The sequence below is a fragment of the uncultured Anaerovibrio sp. genome, assembly GCA_902786545.1.
GTDB lineage: Bacteria > Bacillota > Negativicutes > Selenomonadales > Selenomonadaceae > Anaerovibrio.
On sequence record CADACU010000049.1, the window covers coordinates 1 to 12,050 of the forward strand.

Consider the following 12,050-nt stretch of genomic DNA (forward strand, 5'->3'; position numbering starts at 1 on the left):
TACTTTACCCCTTTCGTAAGTTGTTTGTGGTGATTCAATCTTACTAAGTGGTAATAGTCCATGTCTATTTAATTTTGCGAAAGATATTATACGTTATCCAACAACTGGGCAAATTCTTTGATTAACTCCCACTCTTCATCAGATGCCCGTGTGGAACGCATTTTACGCTCTGTACCATCGTGGGCTTTAGGCCTGCGTCCAGCACCTTCTCTTTTGCCACCCCAACCAGCTTTACTATCTGACATTTTGCATCACCTCATCTCTTTCTGGCGTTCTTAAATGCCAATATACCAATAAATAATGCAACGATTGAAATGGCTAATGTAATCTCTTGCATAATTTTGATATGAACGAGTATAAGTTGAACGATGCACCATTTTTGCCCCCTCGTTCAACCTATTATGCTATATTCAATTCCTTTTTGATGGCGTTCTGGAGAAGCTGGGAGAAGTTTACATTGCTTTCCCTAGCAAGAGTATCCAACCATGCCGGTATGGTACAGTTCTTCTTTACTGCGTGGCTGTCGGTGCGCTTCAGATATTCCACCTCATCATATATTACCATTGATACGAAGTCCCGGCCCTCTGTCTTAATATCAGCCGGATTTGTGGCAGCAGGTATTTCTTCTTTATCCTCTTTCAGAGTATAGAGATATATTCCCAAGGCATCCTCTGCCATTTCAATAGCTTCCTGCATAGTGTCGCCCTCCGTGACACAGCCTAATAAATCAGGAAAATGCACGGAATATCCGCCATCCTCTTCTGGATGAAATACTGCTGGATAGTACATCTTTTTCATAATCGTTACCTCCATAAATCTATATAAGGGTTTGGGGGGCTTATTTCAGCCCCGCCTGTTTCAAAATCGTGTTGTAGGTTCCCGGCTTCATGTCTTTGTTGTGCATTGGTAGGGTGATCATACCGGGCTTAGTTGGATGTTTCATAATGTGGTGTGAGCCTTTTATTCTTACTACTCTCCACCCATCATCCTCCAATATCTGCAATAGCTCTTTCGGTTTCGTATCCAACCCCTCCTTTGATTATATTATAACACTCCTTTATGCGTATTACAAGTATTTAGGCGTATTATGTTGAACGATGCACCATTTTTGCCCCCTCGTTCGACTTAGGTACTCGATGATTAAGGCTTTTTCCTTTTCATTCAGCTGCCTCATTCCTCATCCCTTTTTTCCTGCATGGCCACGGCCGCCAGAATTATTTCACCTGAATTATCAAAATCGCCTGCATCAATGCGTCGAATAAGTTCCATTTTATCCTCATCATGACTTAGGAGTAAATTTATGGCTTCACCAAAACGCTCCTGGTGTTTAAATTGTTCCACATCAAGTCGTTTGGCTAATTCTTCACTTACATTACCCATATATCCCCCCCTAAATTCACTTCAAATTCATTTTGTACTTCACATTGTATATGCCTTCGTCAATCTTTTCAAGAACATACATAGCATCACCATAATATGTTGAACAATGCACCATTTTTGCCCCCTCGTTCAACAAAATAGACCCAAATAAAATACTGAACCTTATAACAGCAGTAATCAACCTCATCACAGACTGGATACTACTAAGTAAGGTTCAGTAAAACCAAAGAGCAAAGCTCCTCACTTCGGTGGGGAGCCGAGCTTGACCATAATATATCATAACCGCGAACATTATGCAAAAGATAACCAATTTAATTTCAATCGTCGCTTTTGGGTTGAACGATGCACCATTTTTGCCCCCTCGTTCAACTTAATATCCCCACCCTACCGATAACAGGTGCATCACGGATAAAGCCCTCATCCGTTTTTTCGGCTTTGATTGCATATCTGTCGTACCTTATCGCCACTTCCCTCACCCCCTTTCAAGGCACTAAAAAAGCACCCTGCTTTCGCAAAGTGCATAATATTTCATTTTACATTTATTTAAAAAATTGTTATAATAAAGAAAAAGAAGTGGTTGGCCCTTCGCCCGTTATTGGTGGGGGATTGTCAATCACTTCTTTTTATTATATCTAAAAATGTACTTGACCTGGTTCAATTGTATAACTATAACATCCATATTGGTTGAACGATGCACCATTTTTGCCCCCTCGTTCAACGATCTCAATAATATGAGTGATAAACATGGTGCTACTGTATTTGATTACTTGCGTTCTATTGATATAAATACTAGCAATATTGGTGCTGGAAAAGGTAAAAAGAGAAAGGGTAAAGGAACTTGGAAAGATAAACAAAATACTCCTGTTCTTGATACTATAGAGGAAGAAGAAAATTATAAGTTGAACGATGCACCATTTTTGCCCCCTCGTTCAACACAGAATAAAGCTGCTTAGTATCTTTACCTTCCTCAGCATTGTAATAATAAGTGGACTCAACCATTTCCTTATTGTCTGAGAAGAATGAGGCATCCTTATTTGCATCTTCGTATCCCGATTCAGCCGGATCAAAGACAGAGAATCCACCCTTTTGGGTACCGTGATGCGTAACCAGAGGCTCGCCGTTTTCATCGACTACCTTTGAGGTTAATGGGTTTCCATTTTCATCAACTGGAACCTTAATTTTTGCTACATCATTATCTATAGTCCGATAATTGATTTCTTTAACCAAATCTGATATACTTGCATTAAAAGAAGGATGCAGGATCTCGTGGACATCTTGGTTGTTATCAAGTAAGCCGCGTAAGGATTTGGCATCCTTTTCTATTGCTACAATATCAACATCTGTTGAACGATGCACCATTTTTGCCCCCTCGTTCAACCACTACATCTTGTGTTAATTTCATCTCCAATATGCCATATATTGAAATCATTTATTTGATTCATTATATCACTATATGACACTTGTCACCTACCATTTTTTCCTGAAAATCATCTTCACCGGTCAACATGTAGATATTTTTATATTGCTTTTCTGTTAGCCTAATAATTCGTACAGTACCGGTCTTTGGAGCACATTCCTCCATCCTTCTGTAATGCTTTTCCGAGCATTTACGGTTTTGTACTACCCGCATATACACTTCATTAGCCAATTTTATGTAGCCATCGCTTTGCAGCATTTTTCGAAATAATGAATACTCCTTTTTAGTTCCCCATTTGCCGGTAGGACTCAAGATAACCAATATTCTCATTCCGTGATCCCTCCTATGCTTTCCACAGGTAAAACACAAGGAAGAAGTAATTCCTCTTTCAAACCTTTTACTAAAATTCGTTTCAGACTATCCACTGTCATTTCAATGGCCGACATTACATTCATTTTTATACCATCCAAAGAACAGGCAATATGCAATACACTGGCCATATTTTTCCTTTCAGCTTTTGACAACAACACATTTGATTCTCCTACATTTTGGCTAGCCAACAAATCAACTATCTGTCGATATGGCTCAATCAAATCATCAGCCAAATTATATAAATTCAACTGATTGTTGTGATGAATTCCAAAAGCTGGGTGAAATCCTGCTGTCACCAGTGCCCGTATTATAGCTGAACGCACAACTGCATAACCATAGTTTAAGCGGCTGTTAATGGGGTCATCTATTCTTCGATTTAACCCATCACGATAATACTTGAAATATTCCTTGGCTGCCAGTGATTCATTGTAATCAACATTTTCTACTGATATACTTGCACCATATTTTGCCACTATATCACTGCCTAATTCCCCCAATATGTTCAATACTCTGGCTTGATTATTGATTTTATATTTTATTATACGAATCCAAAGTTGCTCATACTGTTCTTTAGAAAAGGTAACTTGCGCATGCATAATTTTAGCCTGTCTTGCATTTCCTTCAAAAGGTAACATAACAGCCGTGGGAAGGTACAAAACAGCGGTGACACAATTTGTGCCACCGCTTTAAAATGCTTATTCTGCTTTCTTTAACATCTTTTCATAATCAGGTGCCGCCAATGGACGACTAAAATAGTAGCCCTGTATCATATCACAGCCATATTCTTTCAGCATATCCACCTGGAACTTCTGCTCAATCCCCTCAGCAATGGTTCTGATGTCCATAGTTTTAGCCATCTGTATCATATAGCGTATAACAGCAGAGTCCTTCTCGCTCATATCCAGACTCATATCATCAAAGAAACTCTTATCCAGCTTCAGTGTATCCAGCGGAATGCGTCTGAGCAATCCCAGAGAAGACATCCCAGTACCAAAGTCATCAATGGATATCTTGAAGCCACGGCTATGCAACTCATTGATAAAGGCCACAACCATATCTTCATCGACCTCTGAGGAGCTTTCCAGTATCTCAAATTCGATTAGTTCCTGGGGAACATCATAAAGAAACAGCCTTTCCCGGACATAATCAAAATACCCTGGCCCATTTACCATGGTTGGCCGAGATACATTGATGGATACCGGAACAACCTCCAATCCTTTGGATAGCCACTCACAGATATTCTGACACACCAAATCCACCACATGCATATCCAGCCGGATAGCATTCCCATCCCGTTCAAAGAGGGGAATAAATTTACCTGGTGGCATAAAACCCAGTTCGGTGCTGTCCCATCGCACCAATGCCTCTGCCCCACCGTGAACTGCCTCATCTCCATCGATGCAGAACTTCGGCTGATAATAAATCATAAATTCGCCCCGCTCAATACCAATAAGAAAGGCATCCTCTATTTTCTTATCTTCCACAATGGCCTGTCGCATACTTTCGTCAAAAATGGCCACTGAATTTTCATTTTTACTTTTTCCCTGTTTGCGGGCAATATTGGCATTATCAGCAATCTTAGCCACCATTTCCAGGCAGCGCTCCTGCAAAACTTCCCCTTCATACCCCGCCAGGCTTTCCTTCATTTCCTTGGCCTGTAATGTTACGGCTCCGGCAGAAAATGACAAGACATGATTGTATATGCCCCCCTCAAAGCTGTCCAAAAATTCCTTGTCATCGGTAGAAACCAACTCAATAACAATATTATCCAAAATGTCCTTTATACGGGCATAATCCTCATCCCGACCATAGCTTTTCAACAGAAGATAAAATACATCATTGCCAATACGGTAGCACTTCTCATCCTTATGGAGTCTGTTGGATAGCATATTTGCCACCATTTTTATTATTTTCGTGCCACAGGCAAAACCAAAAATTTCGTTGACGGCCTTGAATTTATCTATGTCCAGTGCCACCATTATATAGTCCCGTGCTGCCTCGTTTAAAAGAATGCCGGTAATATCCTCGTGATATACCGCAATATTAGGCAGCTGAGTCACCGCATCACGGCTGGAAACCGCCTGTTGATTGACCATATCATTGACATCATAAAACATACAATAAGCCATTCCCGCTGAAAAAAGCAGAAACAGCATTATCAAGACCTTATCAAATTCCCATAAAATTGTTTGAAACTTATCCGTTGTCACCAATGTCAACAGCTGATCCCCCATATAGTTGTTGACTAAGATCAATATAATCGCCATTGCGATGACAAACGAACAGAGCAAAACAATTTTCTTTTTTACTCCTTTTGCCATTTGTACCCCTCAAATTCACAAAATCACAATCCCTAACCAATATTATATCATATCAGGCTTCAAATTTAATCCCCCATAATCAGTAACTGACTAAATTTATCAGCTGTCCAGCTCTTCCTGCTTATTGCGAGCCAAAGAAGCAAACACACCAAACAGGCAAACCAGTGCGAATATCCGATAAATAGTCTGCATGGCATACAAGAGCATATCGTTATCAGCACCAGTAATGGATCTCACCTCATTTACATCCAGTACAATGGTTACAATAGCCATGGAAATTGCCTGACCGATTATTCGCATAGTGGCCAGCAGTGACGATGCCGTGCCATAATATTTCGGGTTAATAGCACTCATAATGGCGTTGTTGTTTGGCGAAGCAAACAGGGCAAAGCCAATGCCAATACCAATCAGTATTCCACCCACCAAAACTACCGAACTACTACCATCCAAGCAGGACAGCATCCATAAACCAACACAGTTGATGGCCATGCCAACGGATGCCACTTTCCCCGGCTCAATCCGATCAGATAGGGACCCGGCCTTGGGTGACAACAATGCCATCATCATAAACTGCAATAAAAGAATACTCCCCGCCTCCGGAGCTGTCAGTCCACACACCACCTGCAAATACAAGGATATCAAAAAGCTGATAGCAAAAGTGGCGGCATAGTGCAGCAAAGCGGCCAAATTGCTGAAAGAAAAGGCTTTATTTCCAATAAATAACCCTACATCCAGCATAGGAAATTGGGCCTTTCGTTCCTGCAGCACAAAAATAATCAGGCCCAAGATACCGGCAAAAAATAAATACAAACCATATTGGGTCTGACTGATTTCGGAAAACCCATATAAAAGCAACGGTGCCGTCACCATATAACATAAACTGCCCTTTATGTCGAATTTTTCATTCCGGTCGCCGTACCATTCTTCTTTTACCTGCAATAAAAAGATAAGGCCTGAAGCTGCAATGGCACCGGTTAAATAAAAAAACCATCGCCAACCAATATAATGACAAATAAAACCGCCAATGGCCGGCCCGCAGGTCAGCCCCACATACACTGCTGCCGTAGAATAGCCCAATATTTTACCCCGCATGGATTTATCGTACACCGATACCAGCACAGCCATACCAGGGCCAAATACCATGGCCATAAGCCCTCCCTGAAGAAACCGGATACCAGATAAAAATTCCACTGATTGGGCAAATCCGCCAATTATCAATGTAATAGAGAAAAATATAATACCAATCTTATATAGCTTCTTTCGGCCCAATATATCGGCGGCCTTTCCCAGTGGCAAGGTAAAAATTGCCGAACCAAACAGATAGGCCGAGGCCACCCGGCTTAAATCCCCGGCACCGGCCATAAACTCCTGCCCAATGGACGGCAAGGCTACATTTATACCACTTCCCACCAGAGCACCGATAAAGGAAGTTATCATTACCGCATATAAAACGAATTTCTGCAATTCATCATCCCCTTACCTGCTCCTTGTACGGTGTCAGGTACACTAACAAAGCTGATAATACCAATGGAGCGATGCTGATAAGCAGGGCCGGCTCCAAACCAATCATTTCACCAACGACAGCAGTTTCTGCTGCTCCAATACTACCGATAGCATAACAAAGCCCCATCATCATTCCGGCCGCTACTCCAATAAACTGCGGCATCAATTTGCCAGTCCACACCACAGAGCTGGGCTGGGGAGCCATCAACAATGCTCCGGCCAAAAACAGTGCCACAACTGCTACCGGACTGGCTGACGGCATATTAAAGAAATATACTACCGGCAAAACAGCAAACACCAGTGAACAGAGCATTACCTTTTTATGATTGGTTCTATCCCCTATTTCACCGCCGAACAGCCCCCCCAAGGCCGAACCGGTCAAAAACACGCCCAAAAGCGTACCGGACATCACCGGCGACAAGCCCTTGGTCTGCATCAAAAGGGGTAAAAATGTTACAACTGACACATGGGTCCAGCAACGAAACCCCATGGCCAGATTCAACTTCACCACATCTTTATTTTTTATAATGGATTTTATATCAGTGCCGGCATCAGCATTGGATACCTTCTCCCCCTTGGATGGAAGCTTCCACAGCCCTGTATAAACATAAACCAACGCCAGCATAATACCCGGAATAATCAACACCGGCATATCTTCAATGGGCAAAACCTCCAGAAAAGCCACCACCAGCATAGGTGCCAGGGCAAAGCCAATATTACCTCCCGCTACATAATACGATATGGAGCGCCCCATATTGCCCTTGTCACTGACCTTCCCCAACAAAGAGGTCCCCAATGGATGGTAAGCCGAAACAGCCACGCCCAACAAAGCGCACAGCAAGAACAATACCGGTTTATTGGGAGAATGACCAAGAAAGCAGATGAATACACCACTCAATATTACCGCATACACCAAAATTCGGCTGGCATTATGCTTATCAAACAAATAACCGAAAATTGGCTGAAACAAATTTGATGTGATGGACAAAACCATAACCAAAAGTCCGCACATTGTAAGAGACATATCCATCTTGACCATAATCACAGGCAACAAAACCGGCAGAAAATTATTATAAAAATCCACCATAAAATGGCCCCCAGCCAAGAGAAATACACCTGTTTTTGCCCCACACCGCAACTTGCTCATAATATATTCCATCCTTACTTAATCATTTCGCTTTTACAGCATCATCACCCAATATTTCCTTTAAAAGGTCCACCGCCTCCTTGGAGCCATCCATCCACCAGGTATTATCCGTTTTTATCAGCTTTTTCTTGGCCGAATAGTATATATATACCACATGATCACCCCGATGGGTCTGGAGAACATCCTTTATCGCCTTAAACACTGCATCATTCTCCTGGGTGGAATTGATAGCCAGATAATAATCCTGCTTGTATTCAGCCAGAGGGCAAATCCGATCAGCCAGGATTTTTATCCCTTCATCCGTATAATTCACCTTACCGGAAATCATCACCGCAGAATCCGGCTCCAAATAATTTACGCTATCGTAAAATACTTTTGGAAATACCACTACTTCAATGGAATTAGTATAATCTTCCAGGGTGACAAAGCACATGGTGTCTCCTTTTTTTGTAGCAATTCGCTTGGCACTGACTATCATGCCACCCACCCGTACTGTTTTGCCATCCTGAACCTTTTCCGCCAGCACAGCACCAATATCCGTGAAGCCTGTCATCACCTGTTTATAGGCATCCAAAGGATGACCGGTAATATAAAAGCCGGTTATTTCCTTTTCCCAGGTCAGCATGGTATTGGTATCAACCTCCGGAATATCCCGGAGATGCACTTCAACAACTGCGTTTATTTCATCATCATCAAACAGCCCCATCTGCCCGGAAGCCCGGTCTTTTTGTGCCACGGCAGCAGCATCCACCGTAGCAGCCAAAACATCCAGCAGTTGTGCCCGTCTGACCCCCAAAGAATCGAAGGCACCGCATTTAATCAAGCTTTCAATAACCCGTTTATTTATGGTACGCATATCTATCCGGGAACAAAAATCCATCAATGAAGTAAATGGCCCATTAGCCTCCCGTTCTTGTTCCAAATCACGCAGAGCCGCTTCCCCTACATTGCGCACAGCAGCCAAACCAAACCGGATGGCATTACCGTCCACACTGAAGCTGACCGAGCTGGCATTGATATCCGGAGGCAGTACAGCAATCCCCATATGCCGGCATTGTTCAATATAGACACTGACTTTATCCGCTGTATCCATAACACTGGTAAGCATGGCGGCCATAAATTCTTCTGGATAATTGGCCTTCAAATAAGCAGTCTGCCATGCCACATAAGCATAGGCCGCGCTATGGGATTTATTGAAGCCGTAGTCAGCAAAATGTGTAAGCAAATCAAAAATCTTATTTGCCAGCTCGCTATCAATGCCGTTTTCCCCACATCCCTTCAGGAAATTTTCCTTCTGGGCCATCAAGATAGCGGCCTTCTTTTTTCCCATGGCCCGACGCAGCAAATCGGCCTGCCCCAGTGTAAAGCCGGCTAAAACCTGTACTATTTGCATTACCTGTTCCTGATAAAGTACCACACCAAAGGTTTCCTTCAGAATTGGTTCCAACAGCGGATGCATATAGGTTACCTGCTTGGTACCATGCCGGCCACCAATAAAGTCATCCACCATACCACTGCCCAATGGACCAGGCCGATAAAGGGCTACCAACGGAATAAGGTCTGTAAAGCCTTCCGGCCGCAGCTCCTTTATTAAATTGGTCATTCCACTGGATTCCATCTGAAATACCGCTCCGGTATTGCCTTTACACAACAGCTCCGAGGTTTTCTCATCCACCAATGGAATTTGTCTGAGATCTATATCAATCCCACGGTTTTTCTTGATATTTTCCTTGGTATCTTCCAGAACTGTCAAGGTACGCAGCCCCAGAAAATCCATTTTCAACAGCCCCAGTTCCTCCACATGGTCCTTGTCATATTGGGTAACCAATGTCCCCTCAGACACCGTTACCGGCAAATAATCCGTAAGTGGATTGCGAGCTATCACTACCCCCGCTGCATGAGTGGACGAATGGCGTGGCAACCCCTCAACTCCCATGGCAAAATCCAGCAGCTTCTTTACTTCCGGGGAATCCTGGTATAAATACCGAAGGTCCCTAGATGTTTCAATGGATTTTTTTATGGTTATGCCCAGCTCCGGCGGTATCAACTTGGTAACCTTGGATACCTCACTGAACGACATATTTAGGGCCCGTCCCACATCACGGATGGCCCCTTTGGCCGCCAAGGTACCAAAGGTAGCAATCTGTGCCACATGGTCCTCACCATACCGTCGTTTTACATATTCAATAACCTCCGGCCGACGGACATAGCAAAAGTCCACATCAATATCCGGCATAGTCACCCGTTCAGGATTTAAAAACCGCTCAAACAGCAACGAATATTTCAACGGATCGATATCGGTTATCCCCAACAAATAGGCTACAATACTGCCAGCTGCTGACCCTCGTCCTGGTCCAACCGGAATATTTTGACTACGGGCATAGTTGATAAAGTCCCATACAATGAGGAAATAACTGTCGAACCCCATCTGATGAATAACCCCCAGCTCATATTCCAGCCGATCCCGCACTTCCTTTGTTTCTTCCGGATAATGTGACGACAAATTATCCTCACAAAGCTTCCGCAAATACTGTTCATCCGTCATGCCTTCCGGCAACGGGAAATTAGGCAAATGACGGCTTTCAAAATCAAATTTCACATGACAGCGGTTGGCAATTTTCACTGTATTGCTGAGCGCTTCCGGGTACGCAGGAAACATGGCCGCCATTTCTTCCTCGCTCTTTAAATAAAAATCCGTACCGGAAAACTTCATCCGGCCCGGATCATCCACAGTCTTCCCCATTTGAATGCACAACAAAATATCGTGAAACTCACTGTCTTCACGCTTTAGGTAATGAGCATCATTGGTAGCCACCAAGTCCAAATTGTACTTTTCCGCCAATTGGATAAGTCCGGCGTTGGCTTTTTGTTCTTCCTCCATGCCGTGATTTTGAATTTCAATAAAGAAATTATCCCGACCAAAAATCTCCAGATATTCCTGCAGTGATTTTTCGGCCCGTTCCATATCACCCCTGATTATCCAGGCCGGTATTTCTCCGGCAATACAGGCACTAAGGCAAATAATCCCCTCACTGTATCGACGCAGCAATTCCTTATCCACCCGCGGCTTGTAATACATTCCTTCTATATTGGCCTTGGATACCAGCTGCACCAGATTTTTATAGCCGGTATTGTTTTCCGCCAGCAAAATCAGATGATAATATCTGGTGCCATCTACTTCATAGGCCTCGTGACGGTCTCGGGGGGCTATGTATACCTCGCAGCCAATAATAGGGTTTATACCTTCACTCTTGGCTGCTTTATAAAAATCAATGACACCGAACATGGAGCCATGGTCGGTAATGGCCAGATGCTCCATCCCCAATTCCTTGGCCCGCTTCACCAAGGGCTTGATTCGATTGGCTCCATCCAGCAAACTATACTCCGTATGTGGTCGGTAATGGCCAGATGCTCCATCCCCAATTCCTTGGCCCGCTTCACCAAGGGCTTGATTCGATTGGCTCCATCCAGCAAACTATACTCCGTATGTACATGGAGGTGGACGAAGGGAATATGTTCCACACTATTTTCCGTTGTGGTTACTTGATTATTAGTCATTGTCATATGTATTGCACTCCAATTTTATGTATCATACTTATTTTACCTCCTATTTATCATTATTTCTAACTCTTTCTTTTCAGTCTCGAGTCTAGCAATCTTTAAATTTGTTTCAGATAGACGTTTCAACGCTTCATTATATTTGTCTTTTGTTTCATTATACACTTTAGTCAATGTATTAATAACTGAGATGGCATCATCCACTGTTTTAATTCTAACAGTATCTACCACAGCTGTTTTTAGTGGTATTTCGGGATACTTATCTTTATCCAATAAATCCAATATCTCTTGAAATCTGTGAATCGTTGCACGGGCTACACCTGATTTTTTGCTCAAGGCATACACAGTTATA

Annotated in this window: 13 protein-coding genes; all 13 read right to left on the bottom strand. The window is 43.0% G+C overall.

The window, feature by feature from the left end:
- Positions 1–86 precede the first annotated feature (86 nt).
- A complete protein-coding gene (locus QZV24_RS08900; protein ID WP_294523049.1) occupies positions 87–245 on the bottom strand; it encodes a hypothetical protein in 159 nt (52 codons plus the stop codon).
- 154 nt (positions 246–399) lie between these two features.
- Positions 400–798 carry a type II toxin-antitoxin system HicB family antitoxin gene (locus QZV24_RS08905; RefSeq protein WP_294523054.1) on the bottom strand — a complete coding sequence of 133 codons (399 nt, stop codon included), beginning with the start codon at positions 796–798 and terminating at the stop codon, positions 400–402.
- Positions 799–838: 40 nt separating this feature from the next.
- Positions 839–1,027: a type II toxin-antitoxin system HicA family toxin gene (locus QZV24_RS08910; protein WP_294523055.1), complete on the bottom strand. Its 189-nt coding sequence runs from the start codon at positions 1,025–1,027 to the stop codon at positions 839–841.
- Between the two features lie 143 nt (positions 1,028–1,170).
- On the bottom strand, positions 1,171–1,380 hold the full coding sequence (locus QZV24_RS08915; protein WP_294523057.1) for a hypothetical protein: 210 nt from the start codon (positions 1,378–1,380) through the stop codon (positions 1,171–1,173).
- Between the two features lie 873 nt (positions 1,381–2,253).
- Positions 2,254–2,739 carry a hypothetical protein gene (locus QZV24_RS08920; protein WP_294523060.1) on the bottom strand — a complete coding sequence of 162 codons (486 nt, stop codon included), beginning with the start codon at positions 2,737–2,739 and terminating at the stop codon, positions 2,254–2,256.
- Positions 2,740–2,821: 82 nt separating this feature from the next.
- On the bottom strand, positions 2,822–3,127 hold the full coding sequence (cas2, locus tag QZV24_RS08925; RefSeq protein ID WP_294523062.1) for a CRISPR-associated endonuclease Cas2: 306 nt from the start codon (positions 3,125–3,127) through the stop codon (positions 2,822–2,824).
- Entirely contained in the window at positions 3,124–3,825 is a 702-nt protein-coding gene (gene cas1, locus QZV24_RS08930; protein WP_294523064.1) for a type II CRISPR-associated endonuclease Cas1, read from the bottom strand. The genes cas2 and cas1 overlap by 4 nt, the downstream gene beginning before the upstream one ends.
- A gap of 39 nt (positions 3,826–3,864) precedes the next feature.
- Positions 3,865–5,490 carry a bifunctional diguanylate cyclase/phosphodiesterase gene (locus QZV24_RS08935; RefSeq protein WP_294523066.1) on the bottom strand — a complete coding sequence of 542 codons (1,626 nt, stop codon included), beginning with the start codon at positions 5,488–5,490 and terminating at the stop codon, positions 3,865–3,867.
- A gap of 99 nt (positions 5,491–5,589) precedes the next feature.
- Complete coding sequence (locus QZV24_RS08940; RefSeq protein WP_294523068.1) at positions 5,590–6,954, bottom strand: MFS transporter; 1,365 nt, start codon at positions 6,952–6,954, stop codon at positions 5,590–5,592.
- A 4-nt stretch (positions 6,955–6,958) separates the two neighbouring features.
- Complete coding sequence (locus QZV24_RS08945) at positions 6,959–8,140, bottom strand: MFS transporter (RefSeq protein ID WP_294523070.1); 1,182 nt, start codon at positions 8,138–8,140, stop codon at positions 6,959–6,961.
- 22 nt (positions 8,141–8,162) lie between these two features.
- The gene (locus QZV24_RS08950; protein WP_294523072.1) at positions 8,163–11,516 is read right to left on the bottom strand and encodes a DNA polymerase III subunit alpha; all 3,354 of its coding nucleotides are present in this window, start codon (positions 11,514–11,516) and stop codon (positions 8,163–8,165) included.
- Positions 11,480–11,704 carry a PHP domain-containing protein gene (locus tag QZV24_RS08955; RefSeq protein ID WP_294523074.1) on the bottom strand — a complete coding sequence of 75 codons (225 nt, stop codon included), beginning with the start codon at positions 11,702–11,704 and terminating at the stop codon, positions 11,480–11,482. The genes QZV24_RS08950 and QZV24_RS08955 overlap by 37 nt, the downstream gene beginning before the upstream one ends.
- Positions 11,705–11,740: 36 nt before the next feature.
- Positions 11,741–12,050 (bottom strand): hypothetical protein (locus QZV24_RS08960; protein ID WP_294523076.1); only part of this gene is annotated, 310 nt, incomplete at its 5' end.